This window comes from Paenibacillus sp. NFR01 (assembly GCF_900111565.1).
Taxonomy (GTDB): domain Bacteria; phylum Bacillota; class Bacilli; order Paenibacillales; family Paenibacillaceae; genus Paenibacillus_AQ.
In genome coordinates, this window is record NZ_FOIK01000001.1 from 1,054,135 (window position 1) to 1,071,729 (window position 17,595).

19 protein-coding genes are annotated in these 17,595 nt (G+C 53.0%); 16 read left to right on the top strand and 3 right to left on the bottom strand.

Annotation, left to right across the window (positions count from 1 at the left end; genetic code table 11):
* Positions 1 to 15: 15 nt before the first annotated feature.
* The 3 genes from BMW84_RS04750 to BMW84_RS04760 all read left to right on the top strand — a co-directional run bounded on the left by BMW84_RS04750 (position 16) and on the right by BMW84_RS04760 (position 2,430).
* The gene (locus tag BMW84_RS04750; protein ID WP_091065030.1) at positions 16 to 810 is read left to right on the top strand and encodes an SDR family NAD(P)-dependent oxidoreductase; all 795 of its coding nucleotides are present in this window, start codon (positions 16 to 18) and stop codon (positions 808 to 810) included.
* A gap of 73 nt (positions 811 to 883) precedes the next feature.
* The gene (locus BMW84_RS04755; protein ID WP_091065033.1) at positions 884 to 1,291 is read left to right on the top strand and encodes a VOC family protein; all 408 of its coding nucleotides are present in this window, start codon (positions 884 to 886) and stop codon (positions 1,289 to 1,291) included.
* Positions 1,291 to 2,430 (top strand): NADH-dependent flavin oxidoreductase, encoded by a 1,140-nt coding sequence (locus BMW84_RS04760; RefSeq protein ID WP_091065034.1) that lies wholly within the window; start codon positions 1,291 to 1,293, stop codon positions 2,428 to 2,430. Before BMW84_RS04755 ends, BMW84_RS04760 begins: the two co-directional genes overlap by 1 nt.
* Positions 2,431 to 2,438: 8 nt before the next feature.
* Here BMW84_RS04760 and BMW84_RS04765 read toward each other — a convergent pair whose 3' ends face one another.
* Both BMW84_RS04765 and BMW84_RS04770 read right to left on the bottom strand, forming a co-directional pair.
* Complete coding sequence (locus BMW84_RS04765; protein WP_175498675.1) at positions 2,439 to 3,344, bottom strand: GNAT family N-acetyltransferase; 906 nt, start codon at positions 3,342 to 3,344, stop codon at positions 2,439 to 2,441.
* Between the two features lie 104 nt (positions 3,345 to 3,448).
* A complete protein-coding gene (locus tag BMW84_RS04770) occupies positions 3,449 to 3,976 on the bottom strand; it encodes a TetR/AcrR family transcriptional regulator (RefSeq protein ID WP_091065039.1) in 528 nt (175 codons plus the stop codon).
* A gap of 118 nt (positions 3,977 to 4,094) precedes the next feature.
* On the opposite strand from BMW84_RS04770, the gene BMW84_RS04775 reads away from it, so the two are divergent.
* Positions 4,095 to 5,135 (top strand): SDR family oxidoreductase, encoded by a 1,041-nt coding sequence (locus BMW84_RS04775; protein ID WP_091065042.1) that lies wholly within the window; start codon positions 4,095 to 4,097, stop codon positions 5,133 to 5,135.
* Positions 5,136 to 5,184: 49 nt separating this feature from the next.
* Here BMW84_RS04775 and BMW84_RS04780 read toward each other — a convergent pair whose 3' ends face one another.
* Complete coding sequence (locus tag BMW84_RS04780; protein WP_091065045.1) at positions 5,185 to 5,739, bottom strand: GNAT family N-acetyltransferase; 555 nt, start codon at positions 5,737 to 5,739, stop codon at positions 5,185 to 5,187.
* A 283-nt stretch (positions 5,740 to 6,022) separates the two neighbouring features.
* On the opposite strand from BMW84_RS04780, the gene BMW84_RS04785 reads away from it, so the two are divergent.
* From BMW84_RS04785 to BMW84_RS04840, 12 genes are all read left to right on the top strand, one after another.
* Complete coding sequence (locus tag BMW84_RS04785) at positions 6,023 to 6,916, top strand: LysR family transcriptional regulator (RefSeq protein WP_091065047.1); 894 nt, start codon at positions 6,023 to 6,025, stop codon at positions 6,914 to 6,916.
* A 117-nt stretch (positions 6,917 to 7,033) separates the two neighbouring features.
* A complete protein-coding gene (locus BMW84_RS04790; protein ID WP_091065050.1) occupies positions 7,034 to 7,549 on the top strand; it encodes a GNAT family N-acetyltransferase in 516 nt (171 codons plus the stop codon).
* Positions 7,550 to 7,553: 4 nt separating this feature from the next.
* Positions 7,554 to 8,420, top strand: a complete 867-nt coding sequence (locus BMW84_RS04795) for a transporter substrate-binding domain-containing protein (RefSeq protein WP_091065053.1) — start codon at positions 7,554 to 7,556, stop codon at positions 8,418 to 8,420.
* Positions 8,421 to 8,453: 33 nt separating this feature from the next.
* A complete protein-coding gene (locus tag BMW84_RS04800) occupies positions 8,454 to 9,239 on the top strand; it encodes an amino acid ABC transporter permease (protein ID WP_091065056.1) in 786 nt (261 codons plus the stop codon).
* Entirely contained in the window at positions 9,236 to 9,946 is a 711-nt protein-coding gene (locus BMW84_RS04805) for an amino acid ABC transporter permease (RefSeq protein ID WP_091065058.1), read from the top strand. The genes BMW84_RS04800 and BMW84_RS04805 overlap by 4 nt, the downstream gene beginning before the upstream one ends.
* Positions 9,943 to 10,695: an amino acid ABC transporter ATP-binding protein gene (locus tag BMW84_RS04810; protein ID WP_091065060.1), complete on the top strand. Its 753-nt coding sequence runs from the start codon at positions 9,943 to 9,945 to the stop codon at positions 10,693 to 10,695. The genes BMW84_RS04805 and BMW84_RS04810 overlap by 4 nt, the downstream gene beginning before the upstream one ends.
* Positions 10,696 to 10,706: 11 nt before the next feature.
* Positions 10,707 to 11,723 carry an LLM class flavin-dependent oxidoreductase gene (locus BMW84_RS04815; protein ID WP_091065062.1) on the top strand — a complete coding sequence of 339 codons (1,017 nt, stop codon included), beginning with the start codon at positions 10,707 to 10,709 and terminating at the stop codon, positions 11,721 to 11,723.
* Positions 11,724 to 11,806: 83 nt separating this feature from the next.
* Positions 11,807 to 12,988, top strand: a complete 1,182-nt coding sequence (locus BMW84_RS04820; RefSeq protein ID WP_091065064.1) for an amidohydrolase — start codon at positions 11,807 to 11,809, stop codon at positions 12,986 to 12,988.
* Positions 12,985 to 14,139 carry an N-methyl-L-tryptophan oxidase gene (gene solA / locus BMW84_RS04825; protein ID WP_091065065.1) on the top strand — a complete coding sequence of 385 codons (1,155 nt, stop codon included), beginning with the start codon at positions 12,985 to 12,987 and terminating at the stop codon, positions 14,137 to 14,139. The genes BMW84_RS04820 and solA overlap by 4 nt, the downstream gene beginning before the upstream one ends.
* A gap of 21 nt (positions 14,140 to 14,160) precedes the next feature.
* Entirely contained in the window at positions 14,161 to 14,640 is a 480-nt protein-coding gene (locus BMW84_RS04830; protein WP_091065068.1) for a DinB family protein, read from the top strand.
* A gap of 137 nt (positions 14,641 to 14,777) precedes the next feature.
* Positions 14,778 to 16,115, top strand: a complete 1,338-nt coding sequence (locus BMW84_RS04835) for an LLM class flavin-dependent oxidoreductase (protein ID WP_091065069.1) — start codon at positions 14,778 to 14,780, stop codon at positions 16,113 to 16,115.
* Positions 16,112 to 17,443 (top strand): M20 metallopeptidase family protein, encoded by a 1,332-nt coding sequence (locus tag BMW84_RS04840; RefSeq protein ID WP_254772865.1) that lies wholly within the window; start codon positions 16,112 to 16,114, stop codon positions 17,441 to 17,443. Before BMW84_RS04835 ends, BMW84_RS04840 begins: the two co-directional genes overlap by 4 nt.
* Positions 17,444 to 17,595 lie beyond the last annotated feature (152 nt).

The window sequence follows — 17,595 nt, forward strand, 5'->3', positions numbered from 1 at the left end:
GGAGAATAAAACATCATGGACATGGGGTTGAACAATAAAACGGCACTGGTAACCGGATCAACAAAAGGAATTGGCAAAGCGATTGCCCTCGAGCTGGCTAAAGAAGGGGTCAACGTTCTTATCAATGGACGAAATCACGGTGAGGTTGAACGCGTAGTCGGTGAAATCAAGTCTGCTTATCCGGAGACTTCTCCGCAAAATGCAGCGGCTAATATCGTCAATGTTAAGGAACGGGAAGCATTGTTCGAGAGGTTTCCGCAGGTCGATATTTTGGTTAACAACGCCGGGATTTACGAAATCATGTCGTATGATGACGTAGACGATGCCGCCTGGGAAAAATACATTCAGACCAATGTGCTTGCCGCAAACGGGCTGGCTAAATTTTATATGCCGGACATGCTAAACCAAGGATTTGGACGGATTATCTTTATCGCAAGCGAAGAAGCGGTTATGCCTTCCGGACAAATGCCGCAATATGCGGTCACGAAGTCCATGCTGCTATCCATGTCGAAAAGCCTGTCCAAACAAACCGTCGGGACAGAGGTTACGGTAAACACGATCATGCCAGGCCCCACCCTTTCGGAGAACGTGCAGCAGATCATCGAGAGCATCTTTCAGGACGATAATCTGACTTTCGAGGAAAAAGAAAAAACCTTCATGGCTGCCAATCTCCCGCAATCCGAGTTGCAGCGTTTCATTAGACCGGGAGAAATCGGCAGGCTCGCCGCTTTTATTTGCAGTCCTTATGCAACACCATTCAAAGGCTCTCCGATCCGTATGGACGGGGGCATGGTCCCCACCATTTTCTAACCGGATTCGCTTCCGCGGCCGCAATTGGGGTATAGTATAAGCTGTAAAATCTATATTCCCAGGAGGCTACAGCATGTCACAGGAGATCTGGATTAACCTGCCGGTCAAAGATGTTGAACGGTCTACTGCCTTTTTCAATGAGATTGGGTTCCACGCGGTGAACTTCGGTAACGAAAGAGCCAAGCTTGACGTAGGCCAAACAACGATTCTGCTGTTCCCGGAGGCCGTGTTTGAGAAATTTACAGTTTCAAAAGCCGCAGATACCTCCCATAGCGCAGAAGTCATCTTTTCCATTAGCGCCGGAAGCAGAGAAGAAGTGGATACATTTATTCGAAAAGTGGAGTCTGCCGGAGGAAGCGTCTTCGGCAAACCGGGTGAAACCGACGGCTGGATGTATGGCGCCGGATTTGCCGATCTGGACGGCCACCGCTGGAACCTGCTGTACATGGATGAGAGCAAAATGCCGAAGGAGACCAAATAATGAATCCCAAATACAGTTCAATCTTGGAGAATGTGCCGTTACCCAATGGAGTGAGTTTGAAAAACAGAATCGTCATGGCGCCGATGACCCACTTTTCCTCTAACGGGGACGGTACGGTGTCCGACGCGGAGCTGGCCTATTATGCCCGCCGTTCCGGGGGCGCAGGCATGGTCCTTACCGCTGTAACTTACGTAACTCCGAACGGTAAAGGTTTTTCGGGACAATTTTCGGCGATGGACGATTCCTTTATCCCGGGTTTGACCCGGCTGGCCCACACGATTAAAGAGCAGGGGGCAAAGGCTGTTCTGCAAATTTTCCACGGCGGACGTCTCTGCCCGCCCCAAGAAGTCGGCGGCGATGTGGTAGCACCCAGTGCTGTCGCCAGCGAAAGACCCGGGTCGCCCTTGCCGCGGGAGTTAACGGAAGCCGAAATTGAAGGGATAATTGATGATTTCGCCGAAGCCGCCCGGCGGGCGATCGTGGCCGGCTTTGACGGCGTTGAAATCCACGGAGCGAACGGCTATCTGATTCAGCAGTTTGTGTCACCGCATTCGAACCGCAGAGAAGACCGTTTTGGCGGAGATGCGCACAAACGTTTAACTTTCCCTTTGGAGATTATTGACCGGGTAAAGAATACCGTCAGCAAATATGCGAAATCACCGTTTATCGTCGGCTACCGTTTTTCCCCGGAAGAGCCGGAGACACCGGGACTCACGATGGAAGAGACGTTCATTCTTGTGGATGCCCTCAAGGAGAAAGGTCTGGATTATCTTCATGTGTCGCTGAATGAATTTTGGTCCAAGCCGAGAAGAGGGGCGGATGACTCCAAATCAAGGATGGAATGGATTCTCGAGCGGGTCGGCGGACAAGTTCCGGTCATCGGTGTCGGTTCAATTCACACGCCCGATGAAGCTTTAGCTGCAATAAGCATCGGGTTGCCGCTGCTTGCGCTGGGCCGTGAGCTGATTATCGAGCCGGACTGGGTAGAAAAGCTGGAATCCGGGAATGAGGAACATATTGCTGTAAATTTGACCAAACAGGATCAGGAAAGACTGGTCATCCCTGACCCGTTATGGGGAGCGATCGTGAATACTCCGGGCTGGTTCCCTGTCGTCGAAAGCTTATCGGCAGGAGAATAAATGAGGCATTACAGCGATTTTTCCCAAACAATGCTTGTATACGCCGCTTCAAAACCAAGACGCTTATAAAAGTCCATAGTAGATCCGACGTAAGCCGATTTCGCCCCGTATCCGGCGATCCGCTGGAGACCTTCCCGAATGACGGCTTTCGCCAGTCCTTTCTTGCGGGCGGCAGGTATGGTCCCGACAGGCTCCAAAACGCCATGTTGGTTCCAGTTGTCGTACCATAGTGTACAAAATGAAGCGACTTCTCCCGATGTGTCGACAACGGACAGATCCAAATCCGGCCGATAGTCGGGAGCCAACTTCATCCGTTCAAAAGCCAAGGGGATCGTTCGGTCAAAAGTTTCATCAAAGTAACCGAAAGCTTTGGCATGAGCTAGAGCCTTGGCTTCACTCGAGACATCCGGTCCGGATCGGATACGATAACCCGTTGGAAGTTCAACAGGCTCTAGATGATGTAAAGGAAGAACGGACAGCGTATCATCCCAATCCATTTTTCGGTAGCCTCGCTCCACTGCAATGGATTCCCGTGCAAAGTCGCCTTTTGGAATTCGTAGGCGTACGACTTGACGCCCCTCGTCTTGCACGCTTAAGTGACTCTCCGCAAAAATAAACATTTCTTCAAAGATCGCCGAAGGCAATGGGAATCGGATTTGAAAAAAGGCTTCGCCTCGCTCTTCGCCCTCCGAGTTCACGGCTCCGACGATCCTGCCGGTTTCATCTTCCCAAACGCCTACGGTTTTCTCCCAGGTGCCGAATGTATCATGCATCGTTTGGCTGACCATTCTGCAGAAGTTCCATCTGTCGATAAGCCAATTCCCGGAATCGGGCGATTCCTCGAAGCTAGTAACAAGCATGTCACGGATCTTCGTGAAATCTTCGGTCTGGTAACTTCGGAATTTAATGTTCACATCGTCACCGCTTTCGTTGGATTTGATCCCATTCAGCATATCAACAATTGGATAAATCAGGAATGCAGAAAATAATTAAACTAAAGCTTTACACCGATGCCTGTCTATTTGTGAAATAACCGAATAAGCGCCGAGATCTCTTCCAGGGATTCTTTTTGGCCATTTTTAATCCACATCACCCAAATTTCAAAAACGCCTGCACTCATAAAGTCAATCCAATAGCTCCGTTTGGCGCCTGTCCAGTCGGAAAAAGGAATGATCTCATCATAAAACTTAGCAATATGGTGTTTGAACATTTGATATAGCAGCCCTACATAATCGCCTTTAATCGCCGTTTGAAAAACATTGTTGCTGAAAAAGTTCGTCAAATCCTCGATCTTCTGTTCGTGACTCGTCTTAAATGCAATTTTGTGAAAGATATCGGCATATTTGGGTTCGTAATATTCTCTCAATACATGGTCGAGACTTTCAAAATTTCTATAGAACGCCATCCGGCTGACGCCAGCTTTTTGGACCACTTCGGAAACGGATAATTTCGATAGTTGTTTTGTCTGCAAAAGCTCCAGCAATGCAGTCGTAATCCATTCCCGGGTATCTTTTTTCAGGTTTTGGGCATGTTCCGTAGCTGCCATAACACTTCCTCCATTTTGTCACAGATGTTTGCCGCCTACTTGTTTTGGAGCTGGTTCAGTTCTAAAATAGTGTACATCCGTTACACGTGTAACGTCAATGAAAAGGAGCGATATGCCCATGCCAGAAAACAACTCCCCCTTAGTACTTGTGACCGGAGGATCCGGATTTATTGCCGTTCATATCCTTTTGAAGTTACTGGAGAAAGAGTACCGCGTGCGGACCACCCTTCGCTCAATGAACAGACAGGACGAAGTGAAAGCGATGTTAAAATCAGGCGGGATCACCCGTTTTGAAGGTTTAAGTTTTATTCAAGCCGATTTAGCTTCAGATCATAACTGGAACGAGGCTGTGAAAGGGGCGGAGTATGTCATCCACGTAGCTTCTCCGACACCCAACAAAATCTATAAAAATGAGAATGAGATGATCGAGCCTGCTCGGGAAGGGGTGTTACGCGTGCTTAGAGCAGCGCGGGATGCAGGGGTCAAGCGCGTTGTTTTAACCTCCGCTTTCGGCGCGATCGGCGTGGGACATCACAATCATAAAGGACCTTACACTGAAGAAGATTGGTCAAATACAGAGGCAAACCTTCATCCCTATCAGAAATCCAAAACGCTTGCTGAACGGGCGGCTTGGGATTTTATCCGCAACGAAGGCAAGGGATTGGAACTGGCGACCGTAAATCCCGTTGGAGTGATGGGTCCCATTCTGGGCAGTGATTATTCTCATTCCATTAACAGCATTCGCCAAATGCTGGAAGGCAAGCAAAGGAATGTCCCTAAAATCTATTCGGATTATATAGATGTCCGGGATGTCGCCGATTTGCATATCTTGGCCATGCTGCGTCCCGAAGCAAATGGAGAGCGTTTTATCGCTTCCAGCGCAGAAAACCTTTCGATGCTGGATATTGCAAAAATCCTAAAGAAACATTTTGGCGAAGATGCAAAAAACGTGCCAAAGGGAGAATTTCCGAATATCATAATTCGCGCATTGGCGATTTTCAAGCCACAATTAAGAATGATTGCAACGCTCTTGGGACAAGACATGTCTACGAGCAACCAAAAGGCCAAACAGCTGCTGGGATGGACACCGCGTTCGGCGGAAGAAGCAATCGCAGCAACTGGGAAAAGCATGCTGGACATTATGAAGGGGCAGAAATAAATAACAGTCGCTACACAAAAAAGCTGGCCCGAGGGCCAGCTTTTTTTGATCAATGATTGGTACTTGATACATCCAGCGAGGAGAAACGGTGAAGATCCAGCCGAAAGCCTTTCACCAGGGTATCACCGTTCTTAATGTCGGTCTCATAAGCCCGATGGAAACCCAGACGCTCGTATAGCCTGATGGCCGAAGCCATCATGTCCGAGGTATGAAGGTGAAGCTTAGAGGCGCCTGATGCGAGGGATCTCCGTGCTGCTTCTTGAATGAGGAGGGTAGCAATTCCCCGGCCGCGGGCGGCAGTGGATACCGCAAGCAGGCGCAGGACAGGGGAATGAATGCCGAGCTCAGGCCGGCCATAGGCGGTTTCTGAAGAGGTGAACAGCAGAGCGCTGCCGACAATTTGATTATCGGCTTCGGCAATGATCCGTGCGGACGGGGCGTCTCCGTGAACGGAATCAAGTATCGACTGCTTATATTCGAGCCAGAAGGCCTCTGGCAAAAAGGCAGCGTACTGGCTGTATGCATCCAGCAATACTGCGGCGATGGCATCGCGGTCACGATCCAAGGCCTCACGGATAATAATCTCTTTGGACATAGTCTCCATAGCTCCCCATAAGTAAATGTAGATCGGCGTAATGTTGTTATTATAAACGACAATTCCAAGCGATATAAGCGGAATTAAACAAATCTGATAACCGGATAGAAAACTTCTATTTAAGATCGTGATCTTTTTTATAGTAATCCGATTGTTACACGCGGAATAAGTATTGACAAAGATATGCGCCGTAACTAAGATATATAAAAATCTATAAGTAACTACAATTGTAATACCTTGTTATTTCATCGGATTAGTTACTATAAAAATTCCGATCTAAGGAGGGCTTGGAGTGAACATCGATAACATTGAGGCTTTTGTCTACATCAACCACTATGGAAGCTTCAACAAGGCAGCAGAGGTTCTGTTTATTTCGCAGCCGACGGTGACCGCACGTATCCAGTCGCTGGAGAGAGAATTGGATTGCCGGGTTTTTGAGCGGCTGGGCAAGCAGATTGCGCTAACGGACAAGGGCAAACAGTTCCTGCCTTATGCGCAGCAAATCCTCCAAGTCTACCAGAACGGCAAACATCAGCTCCAGGCAAAAGGCCAGATTCCAAATGAACTGAGGATCGGCAGTACGGTGTCGGTCTCCAATTATTTAATGCCGCACCTGTTGCTTCATTTGAAGCGGAAATTTCCGCATATCAACATCAAATTGACCACGGCTTCTACGGACGTGCTGATTGATAAGCTGAAGTCGAAGGAGATTGATCTGGCCTTTATCCGCAAGGTCGTGAATCCGGCGATTCAGGCGTTTCCGTTCTGCGAAGACCCGATTTCGCTGTATGTGCATGCCGGACACCGGCTGGCCAAGACCGGCCGGGCTTCCCTGCAGGATATCCGCCAGGAGACACTGGTCTTTTTCGAATGCGGCTCTTTGGACTGGATGCGGCTGCACCGCGTCTTCGAGAGTATGGAACAGCCGCCGAATATTGAATATCAGGTCGACAACCTGGAGACTGCCAAGAAGCTTGTGCTGAAAAAGGCAGGTATTTGCTTCCTTCCTGCGCTGAGCGTCCAGGAGGAAGTGGCAGCGGGAACGCTGATCCGGGTGGATATCGGGGAGACGGAGGGAATCTCCCTGCGGACCAGTCTGATTTCACTGAATGGGGAAAATGCCGAATTCATCGAAACCTTGCTTGAATTGCAAATCGGCAAAGCGGTAGATCGACTAATTGTATAAATACATTAAAAAACTCTATTAGCGGACGGCACAATGCAGTGATAAAGTTAATTGCATATAAACACAACTAATTCGATAGGGATTATAAAATTAATTCGAATGGCTGGAGGTCATGATATGAGTGAAGTATACCGGCTGGCAGAGCTAAAGGATGCGGAGCAATTGCTGGATGTTACATACCGTGCCTATGCGCTGATTCGTGAACTCGGGCTGCATTGGCCGGCGGCAACAGCCGATCTGGCTTTGATTCAAGACAACATAGCTGTGAATGAGTGTTATGTGCTTGAGCTTGACGGCGTGATTATAGCCACCATCACCCTGTCCAAGGAAGAAGAGATCAAGAAGCTGAGCCCGCTGCCATTTATCAAATGGTTCGCCGCACATCCGGATTACAGCAATAAGGGGTACGGCGGAAAGCTGCTGGACTGGGTGGAAGAGCACGTGATTCTCGGACAATTGGGCTCACCGGAGGTTACGCTGGCAACGGCGCAGAAGCATCCTTGGCTGGTTCAAATGTATGAGCGGCGGGGCTACGAACGGTTCCTCGAACTGGACCCGCAGAACGGCGACGGCATGATGTACTTGCTGAAAAAGCAACTTACAGATAAACCACAACTCATTCAAAGGGGATAGAACCATGAAAAAGTCCATTTCGCTCGTATTCGCATCCATTCTGACGCTGGCGATTGCCGGCTGCGGGAATAACAGCAGCAATACCGGGAACAGCAGCCCGGCCGGAGATACAGCGGATGCCGCCGCCGCAAGCGCAACGGCTGCTCCCGCAAAGGTTACAAAGATCATTGTGGGCACAGGCACCGCTTTCCCGCAGGTCTGCTTCATTGATGAGAACGGCAAGCTGACCGGCTTCGATGTCGAGCTGCTCAAGGAGATTGATAACCGGCTGCCGGAATATACGTTTGATTTCCAAACCATGGATTTCAGCAACTTGCTGCTCAGCCTGGAAACCAAAAAGATTGATCTCGTGGCTCATGTCATGGAGAAAAATCCGGAGCGTGAGCTGAAGTACTCTTTTAACAAAGAAGCCTACGCCCACTGGAGAAACCGCATTATCGTGGCCAAGGGCAACGATTCGATCCAAACCCTGGATGATCTGAAAGGCAAGAAGGTGCTGGCCGGCGCGACAAGCGCTCAGGCGCAGATTTTGGAGAACTACAATAAAGACCACGATAATGCCATCAACATTGTGTACCAAAGCGGCACGGCTAACGATACAGCGGCGCAAATCACGTCTGGACGCGTAGATGCCACACTGGCTGCGGATTTTGTACTGCCGATCATCGATCCGAAGAACCAGCTGAAGGCTACGGGCGATGAGCTATCCTCCGCTGACATTCTCTACGTGTTCCGCAAGAATGATGCCGATTCGCAAAAGCTGTCGGATGCGATTGACGGTGTCATCAAGGAGCTGAAGACAGACGGGACGCTGGGAAAGCTGAGCACGCAGTGGCTGGGAGCGGACGTTACGGCGGATTCGGTGCAATGATTAAGCCGGTGAGCACGGGAGGGGAGGGAGTTTATGGGGGCACCATTTGATATCAGCTATGTCTTTTCCTTTTTGCCTAAGCTGCTGGAGACCTTGGGTACCACGCTAATGATTGTCGGCTGTTCCCTGCTGACCGGGATTATCGTCGGTTTTCTAATCGCGCTGCCAAGACTGTATAAAGTGCCGGTGCTGCAGACCTGCTCCAAAATCTATATCTCCTTTTTCCGGGGCACGCCGATTCTGATCCAGCTCTTCCTTTTCTATTACGGGCTGCCCGAAATCCTGAAGCTGGTGCATATCGATGTAACCCGTACGCCGGTACTGGTGTTCGTGATTCTGACGTACGGCCTGCATACAGGAGCCTATATGTCCGAAATGATCCGTGCTGCTGTTCTTGCGGTTGATAAAGGGCAGATCGAAGCCGCTTATGCAACGGGGATGACGGGGTTCCAGGCGTTTACGCGGATCGTACTGCCGCAGGCGCTGGGAATCGCCATTCCGGTGTTCTCCAATCTGGTGATTGCCCTGCTGAAAGATACGTCCCTGGCGTTCACGCTGGGTGTCATGGAGATGACGGGGAAAGCGCAGACGCTCGGCACCTTAACGCAGCATTTTATTGAAACCTATATCGCCTTGGCACTAATCTATCTGGTCATCAGCTTTACGATTGAGAAACTGCTTCAGGTCGCGGAAAAACGGCTGCTGCGGCATGAGAAGCGGAGCACTCCAGAGAGAAGCCCGTTCAAAATCCACAAAAACTGGTCTTACCGCCGCATCATTGCGGAACTCGGACCGGGTAAAGGAGGCGCCGGAGTATGAAGCTGGACCCGTCGTTTATCTGGACCGCCTTTGTTCAGCTCCTGAGCGCGATTCCTACGACCTTATATATTACCGTTGTCTCTGTATCGATCGGTTTTGTGATCGGCGTGGCGGTGGCATTAATCCGGATCTACCGGATTCCGCTTCTTTATCCGCTGGCAGTGGGATACGTCACCTTCATCCGCGGAACGCCAATGCTGACCCATCTGCTGCTGATCTATTTCGGACTTCCCTTGCTGATCGACGGTCTGGCCGTGCATTTTGGCTGGAGCTTCAGATCCGTGTCGATTCCAATGATCGGGTTCGCTTATATTTCGTTCTCGATCACGGCGGGAGCTTACATGTCTGAGGTTGTCCGTTCCGGTCTGCTCGCGGTGGACCGCGGCCAGCTGGAAGCGGCTCATTCCATCGGCATGACCACGCCCCAGGCGCTGCGGCGGATTGTTTTCCCTCAAGCGCTGGCAGCGAGCCTGCCCAATCTGTCGAATTCGGTAATCGGGATGCTGCACGGGTCCACGCTTGCTTTTACCGTATCGGTCGTGGATATCAATGCAAAGGCGCAGATTGTCGCATCGACGAACTGGAAGTTTTTTGAGGCTTATCTGGCGGCGGCGCTGATCTTCTGGGGCCTTACGTTCCTGATCGAACGCGTGACATCGGTGATTGAGAAGCGGATTAATCTGTACAACCGGGGGGGAGTGGCATGATCAAGCTAGCGCAAATATCCAAGTCATTCGGCAGGCATCAGGTGCTGAACAATATCGATTTAAGTGTCACCAAAGGCGAGGTTGTCGTCATTCTTGGCCCCAGCGGCTCCGGCAAAACCACTCTGCTGCGCTGCGTAAATTACCTGGAGAAGCCCAATGGCGGGGAGATCTCGATCGGGGACTTCAAGGTAAACTGCAAACATGCCCGTAAAAGCGAAATTCATCAGCTCCGGCAAAAAACGGCGATGGTGTTCCAACAATACAATCTGTTCCGCCATAAAACCGCGCTGGAGAACGTCATGGAAGGACTGCTGATCGTCAAAAAGCTTCCGAAGGAGGAAGCAAGAAAACGCAGCATCGCTCTGCTTGAAAAGGTTGGTCTGGGCACCAAGCTGGACGCTTATCCGAGCCAGCTGTCCGGAGGCCAGCAGCAAAGGGTCGGCATCGCCCGGGCCCTGGCGCTGGAGCCGGAGGTCATTCTGTTCGACGAACCTACGTCGGCGCTTGACCCGGAGCTGGTCGGAGAGGTGCTGGCGGTGATCCGTAAGATTGCCAAGGAAGGTATTACCATGATTGTGGTGACCCATGAGATGGGCTTTGCCCGCGATGTGGCGAACCATGTAGTTTTTATGGACGGCGGAGTCATTGTTGAAGAAGGGACGCCTACAGAGGTGTTCAATCATCCGCGCGAAGAAAGAACGAAGCAGTTCCTGAAGCGGATCACCCCTGAATTGAACTATTCCATATAGGAGGAAAAATCATGGCCATTACCATCAGCGTACTCGATCAAAGTCCGATCTATCCGGGAGAAACGCCCGAGGAAGCGTTCCGGCATACGATCCGGCTGGCGCAGCTGTCCGAACAGCTGGGATTCCGCCGTTTCTGGGTGTCCGAACATCATGATTCCGAGCAGGTGGCCGGTTCTTCCCCGGAAGTGCTGATCTCTCACCTACTCGCAAAGACGGAATCGATCCGGATCGGCTCCGGCGGAATTATGCTGCAACATTACAGCCCGTATAAGGTGGCGGAGAATTTCAACGTGCTGGCTTCGCTGGCTCCGGGCCGGGTGGACCTCGGCGTAGGACGCGCTCCGGGCGGTCTGCCGCGCAGCACGCAGGCATTGCAGCAGGGAAAGAGCGATTCTCCAAGTCTGACGGAAAAAATCATCGAGCTGGAAAAGTACGTACATAGCCGGCTGGAAGAAGATCATCCGCTGGCTGGGCTCAAGGCAGGTCCCATCCCGGGTACTGCACCTGAGCTGTATGTACTTGGTGCAAGTGTAAACAGTGCGGAAATTGCCGCTGAGCTGGGACTGCCTTATGTGTTCTCTCTCTTTATTAACGGCGATCAGACCGTTGCTTTGGAAGCCATCCGCGCTTACCGCAACGGATTTGTATCCGTGGAGGGCAGGCAGGCTCAGGCAATTATAGCCTTGGCGCTGATCGCCGCAGAGACGGAAGAAGAAGCGAAGGATCTGGCGGGCGAACATAAGCTGATCCGGATTACGCTTGAGAGCGGTAAGACACTGACGGTGGCTACCCGCGAGCAGGCCGAGGAATTTACCCGCCAGACTAAAGAAGCCTATACCATCGAAGAGCGGGAGCCGGAGATCACGAAAGGAACAAAGGAATTCGTACGCGGCCAGCTGCTGGCGTTGTCGGAGGCGTCCGGTGTCGAGGAATTCATCGTGACAACCAATGTACAACCTTTCGACAAACGGCTTCGCTCGTTTGAGCTTCTCAGCGAAGCGCTCGCTGAGGTACCAGCCGAGGCGTAAGTATACGGCAGACGTAATAAGGAGGACAGGACGGGTTCGAGAAGCACACACAGGGAAATCGTACGAGAAAGGGAGCCTTGCATATGACAAGCAAAGCCGCAGAGCTGAGCGCGGAAGCGCTAGGTAAGGAATTAACCGGGATCCGCCGTCATCTGCACCGGCACCCGGAGCTGTCTAATGAAGAATTTGAAACGACAAAATATATCGCCTCTCTGCTGAAGCAGGCTGGAATCCGCGTACTGGATTACGGATTGACTACCGGAGTCATTGCCGAGATCGGGGGTGTTAAGCCCGGACCGGTCATCGCATTGCGGGCGGATATCGACGCCCTGCCAATCCAGGAGGAGACCGGCGCAGATTATGCCTCGCAGGTTCCTGGCAAAATGCATGCCTGCGGGCATGATTTTCATACGGCAGCGTTGATCGGGGCCGCGTACCAATTAAAGCAGCAGGAAGACAAGCTGCAGGGTACGGTGCGCCTCCTGTTCCAGCCCGCCGAGGAAAAGGCGCAAGGAGCGCAGCGGATTATCGCCAGCGGAGCCTTGCAGGAGGTGCGCGCGATTATCGGGCTGCATAACAAGCCCGACCTGCCGGTCGGGACGATCGGCATCACCGGCGGACCGCTTATGGCAGCCGCAGACGGGTTTGCGGTTGAGATCCAAGGCGGCAGCTCGCATGCTGCGGTTCCGGAAGCGGGCATTGATCCAATCGTCGCCGCATCACAGATCGTGACGGCGCTGCAGTCGATCGTCAGCCGCAATGTCAGTCCGCTGCAGAGTGCGGTCGTCAGCGTGACGCAAATCCACAGCGGCAACTCATGGAATATCATTCCGAATAAGGCAGTGCTGGAAGGCACGATCCGCACCTTCGATGAAGCGGTGCGCGTCAAGGTGCTGGAACGTTTCGAGCAGGTAGCGGTCGGAGTTGCCGCCGCCCTCGGAGCCTCCGCAACGGTCCGCTGGATCGGCGGGCCGCCGGCAGTGCTCAACGACGAAGCCCTTGCCGCGCTTGGCGTGGCATCGGCTGAAGCGCTGGGTTACAAGGCGGTTAAGCCTGTGCCTTCCCCGGCCGGGGAGGACTTTGCGTTCTATCAGCGCGTCGTTCCGGGGTTGTTCGTCTTTGTCGGCACCGCCGGAAGCCGGGAATGGCATCATCCGGCCTTCAATCTGGATGAACGGGCATTGCCGGTGGCTGCCCGCTTTCTCGCTGATTCGGCGGCTCGTTCCTTGGAGCATTACGCTGCCGGTGGAGGTGCGGAATCATAACTCAGCAATCTGTATATGACGTCATTATCGTCGGAGCAGGCTCGATGGGCATCAGCGCCGGGTATGAGCTGGCCCGCCGCGGCGTGAAGACGCTGCTGATCGACGCCTTTGATCCGCCCCATACCGAAGGAAGCCATCACGGCGATACCCGGCTGATCCGCCATGCTTACAGCGGCGATCCCGCCTACATTGATCTGGCTTTACGGGCCGATCTGCTATGGCAGGAAGCCGAACAGCTCAGCGGAGCTGAACTGCTAGTCCGCTCGGGCGTACTCAATCTAGCGGACAGGGCCGTCTATTCCTTCGGCAGCCGTCTGGCAGAATCAGAGAAACGCAAGGTAAGGGTTGAGCATCTGGACGCCGTGGAGATCCGGCGGCGTTGGCCGGCGCTTACCATTCCGGAATCGTTCGCAGCGATGTACGAACCGGATGCCGGCTATTTGTACAGCGAGCGGTGTATTGCCGCCTACCGCCGGCTTGCTCTGGAATATGGTGCGGAGCTGTTGACCAACACGGCTGTGGTAAATCTCACCGCCCGAGAAGGCAGTGTCACAGTTCAAACGGCTAAAGGCGATTATCATGGCGCGTCGGCGATTCTTAGCGCCGGAGCCTGGTTCAGCGCACTGGAGCCTTTTGTCCATCTGCCGATTAAGCCGGTTCGCAAGGTTGTGGGCTGGTTTGACAGCGCACCGGATTTTGCCGCTGGGAATTTTCCCGGGTTCACGCTGGGCGCTGAGGAAGGCGGCTATTACGGTTTTCCCGGCATCGGCGGAGCGGGACTGAAGATTGGCCGGCACGATACGGGACAGGAATGGAAGCTAGGCGATACGCTGGCACCGTTCGGCAGCGAAGCTGGCGACGAGGGAGACCTGCGGCGGGTGCTGGAGGCTTATATGCCGGGCGCCGCCGGAAGGCTGCTGAAAGGTTCCGTTTGTAAATACGAGCATACGCCGGATGAAGATTTCATCATTGACCGCCATCCCGTCCATCCGAATGTCCTGATTGCCGGAGGATTCTCCGGGCATGGTTTCAAATTCTCCAGCGTCGTGGGAGAAATATTAGCTGACCTCACAACGTACGGGGCGACAAGCCATAACATTCAGCCATTTTCAATAGCACGCTTTACTCCGCCTGACCATACGCAAGCATGACTTACACTGGAGGGGATTGAATTGAGCATCACGCAAATCAGCGATTATCTGAATACGCATCAGCAATTGGTGGAGGCGACAGCCGGATTAACAGAGGAACAGCTGAAATGGAAGGCAGAACCGGGCAGCTGGAGCGTTACCGAGGTGCTTGCCCATTTGGCCGATCATAGCATCGTGGTTTCCTTCCGGATCCGTGACATTCTTGCAGGTACCACCGCGCAGCTGCCGGCTTTTAACCAGGACGCCTGGGTCAGCGGCCAGTATGCCAACCAGGGGAGTGCCGCCGACAGCCTGGCGCTTTTCCGCAGCCTGCTGAATTATAACGGCCTGCTGTTAGACCGGCTCAGCGCAGAGGACTGGGAACGCAGCGGAATTAATTTCAAGGGTGAGACCGTACGAATCACCGACATCGTCCGCAGCTTTATTGCCCATGTGCAGAATCATCTGAACCAGATTGCGCGGATCAAGCAGGCGGCGGCAGCGGCGACCTTTGTTCAGTGAGGAATGCTTCCGAAGCGAGTTTTGCGAAGTAATTCAATGAAGCGGATGCTATCAAAACTAAGTCAATGCTTCCGAAGCGAGTTTTGCGAAGTAATTCAATGAAGCGGATGCTATCATAACTTTTAGGAGGAAAGAAAATGGCCAAATCAAAACAACTGAAGCTGGGTGCACTGCTGCACGGGGTAGGCGGCAGCACATCGATGTGGCGGCATCCCGATGCCAAGACGGATGCCAGCGTGAACTTTGAGTTATACAAACAGTGGGTACAGAAGGCGGAGGAAGGTAAGCTGGACCTGATCTTCATCGCGGACGGTCTGTATATTAACGAAAAGTCTATTCCGCATTTTCTGAACCGTTTCGAGCCGCTGACTATCCTCAGCGCATTGGCTGCCGTCAGCACGAACATCGGTCTGGTCGGTACTTTGTCTACTTCCTACAGTGAGCCGTTTACGGTAGCCCGCCAGTTCGGATCACTGGATGTCATCAGCGGCGGGCGGGCCGGCTGGAATGTGGTGACTTCGCCGCTGGAAGGCTCCGCCTCCAATTACAGCAAAACGGAACATCCGGACCACAGCAAGCGTTACCGCATTGCCGAAGAATATCTACAGGTAACGCGTGGCTTATGGGATTCCTGGGAGGACGACGCATTTGTCCGCGATAAAGAGTCAGGTGTCTTCTTTGACCCTCAAAAAATGCATACACTGAACCATCAAGGAGAATTTTTCTCCGTGAAGGGACCGCTGAATATTGCCCGCTCGAAGCAGGGGCAGCCCGTTGTATTCCAGGCAGGTTCTTCGGAGGTCGGTAAAAATTACGCCGCGAAGGAAGCGGACGCGATCTTCACCGGACATGAAACGCTGGAAGATGCTCAGGCATTTTATAAGGATGTGAAGACCCGCATTGCCTCGTTCGGACGGAACCCGGATGAAGTCCTGATCTTCCCCGGCATTGCGCCAATCATCGGCAATACCCCGGAAGATGCAGAACGCAAATACCAGGAGGTTGCCGGTCTGGTGACGATTGAGAACGCGCTGAATTATCTGGGCAGATTCTTCGAGCATCATGATTTCTCGCAGTATCCGCTGGATGAGCCTTTCCCGGACGTAGGCGAACTGGGCCGCAACAGCTTCCAGAGCGGTACGGATAAGATCAAAAAGGATGCGAAGGAGCGGGGCCTTACCCTGCGTCAGGTAGCGATTCAATCCGCAACCCCGCGCAGCAGCTTCATCGGGACACCGGAGCAGGTAGCGGATCAGGTCCAGCTGTGGTTTGAATCCGGCGGTGCAGACGGATTTATGATCGCCGCGGCAGTGCCGAATGGCCTGGAGGAATTTGTGGACCGGGTCGTACCGATTCTTCAGGCGCGCGGACTGTTCCGTACGGAGTACGAAAGCGGCACCCTGCGCGGAAACCTTGGCATTCCGGTGCCGGAGAATCGCTACTCGAAGGCTTCCCAGCCGGCAGGGCAAATTTGACGGTTAACGCAAACTTGCCGGCGAATGGTAAGCCGGATGACCGAACTTCTCCGGAGAGCCGGATCAACCTATACGATACGGACATCTTCACGGGGATCTCCGATCATCCGGTTCCTCCGTTTTTTCAAGAAATGGTGGAGTATGCCGGTCTGCTGGAGCCGGAGATCCTCTCGATCCGCCGGGATTTGCATGCCCATCCGGAGCTGCTGTATGATGTTGCCCGCACCGCCGGGAAGGTCGCGGAATTACTGGAAAGCTGGGGAATTCAGGTGCGGCGGAATGTCGGCAAGCATTTCGGCATGGGCGTTGTCGGCACTCTGCAAGGGCAAGCCGGCAGCGGCCCGGTCATTTTGCTTCGTGCGGATATGGATGCCTTGCCGATTGAGGAGCGCAACGAGCTGCCTTACAAGTCACGGAATGCCGGTGTGATGCATGCCTGCGGCCATGATGCGCATACGGCGATGCTGCTCGGGGCGGCCAAAACCTTGTCCGCCTTCCGGGAGCACCTGACCGGTACGGTAATCTTCGTTTTTCAGCCTGCCGAAGAAGGGGCGGTTCAAAGTCCGCTGGATGGACGACTGCTCTCCGGCGGACGCGATCTGATCGAGGACGGCACCCTCGAAAATGTGGACTATGCGTACGCGCTGCATGTCATGCCTGACCTCCCGGCCGGAACGCTGGGCGTTCACCCGCATTATGCCATGGCTGCTTCCAGTCATTTCAAGGTGGAGTTTCGAGGGACGGCCGGTCACCATAGCGCGCCGCATCAATCCGTGGACGCCATTCAGATGGCGGCGAGGTTCATCACCGATATCAATGGATTGATGGCGAACCAGACCGATCCGCAGGAAGCAGCGGTCTTGGCATTCGGTACCTTGCATGCCGGTACAGCGGTCAATGTTATTGCGGGGCAGAGTGAATTGACGGGAACCTTCAGAGCTTTTTCGAAGTCTACAGTGGCCAGAATTACGGAAGGGTTAGAACGCTATGCCTCAGCGGTTGCCGACGCATTTGGCGGACAGTATCGGATCGAGCTGCGCGAAGGGATTACCGTGGTTAATGACAGTGAAGCGGTGCAGCGGATGCTTCGGGCTGCCCGTGAAGCATTGGGAGAGGACCGGGCAATATTGCTGGATCAGCCCAGCCTCGCCGGTGAAGACTTTGGCTGGTACCTGGACAGGGTTCCGGGTGCATTTGCCTTTATCGGCTGCGGGAATGTAGAGAAGGGGATTATCCATGCCATCCATCAGCCGCAATTTAACATCGATGAAGATATGCTGGTGTACGGCGTTCGGGTATGGGTGAGCCTTGTCATGCAGCATCTATGAATGCATCACCAAAGGGAGAATGAGGGAGCCAGAAAGAGGCCGCCTGACTTCTCCTTTTTTTGTGATGTTTTGGATGTAGGCAGAACGAGCTAACCAGACGAATGCAGGAAATTCTGCATAAGCCGGAGAATTCCTAATTCTGGATTTTGAAA

Excerpts from the sequence above, each read along its gene's own strand:
- BMW84_RS04815 (WP_091065062.1), top strand. The coding sequence starts at position 10,707 with ATGGCCATTACCATCAGCGTACTCGATCAAAGTCCGATCTATCCGGGA.
- BMW84_RS04835 (WP_091065069.1), top strand. The coding sequence starts at position 14,778 with ATGGCCAAATCAAAACAACTGAAGCTGGGTGCACTGCTGCACGGGGTA.
- BMW84_RS04820 (WP_091065064.1), top strand. The coding sequence starts at position 11,807 with ATGACAAGCAAAGCCGCAGAGCTGAGCGCGGAAGCGCTAGGTAAGGAA.
- BMW84_RS04780 (WP_091065045.1), bottom strand. The coding sequence starts at position 5,739 with ATGGAGACTATGTCCAAAGAGATTATTATCCGTGAGGCCTTGGATCGT.
- BMW84_RS04790 (WP_091065050.1), top strand. The coding sequence starts at position 7,034 with ATGAGTGAAGTATACCGGCTGGCAGAGCTAAAGGATGCGGAGCAATTG.
- BMW84_RS04750 (WP_091065030.1), top strand. The coding sequence starts at position 16 with ATGGACATGGGGTTGAACAATAAAACGGCACTGGTAACCGGATCAACA.
- BMW84_RS04800 (WP_091065056.1), top strand. The coding sequence starts at position 8,454 with ATGGGGGCACCATTTGATATCAGCTATGTCTTTTCCTTTTTGCCTAAG.
- BMW84_RS04795 (WP_091065053.1), top strand. The coding sequence starts at position 7,554 with ATGAAAAAGTCCATTTCGCTCGTATTCGCATCCATTCTGACGCTGGCG.
- BMW84_RS04810 (WP_091065060.1), top strand. The coding sequence starts at position 9,943 with ATGATCAAGCTAGCGCAAATATCCAAGTCATTCGGCAGGCATCAGGTG.
- BMW84_RS04770 (WP_091065039.1), bottom strand. The coding sequence starts at position 3,976 with ATGGCAGCTACGGAACATGCCCAAAACCTGAAAAAAGATACCCGGGAA.
- BMW84_RS04760 (WP_091065034.1), top strand. The coding sequence starts at position 1,291 with ATGAATCCCAAATACAGTTCAATCTTGGAGAATGTGCCGTTACCCAAT.
- BMW84_RS04755 (WP_091065033.1), top strand. The coding sequence starts at position 884 with ATGTCACAGGAGATCTGGATTAACCTGCCGGTCAAAGATGTTGAACGG.
- BMW84_RS04805 (WP_091065058.1), top strand. The coding sequence starts at position 9,236 with ATGAAGCTGGACCCGTCGTTTATCTGGACCGCCTTTGTTCAGCTCCTG.
- BMW84_RS04775 (WP_091065042.1), top strand. The coding sequence starts at position 4,095 with ATGCCAGAAAACAACTCCCCCTTAGTACTTGTGACCGGAGGATCCGGA.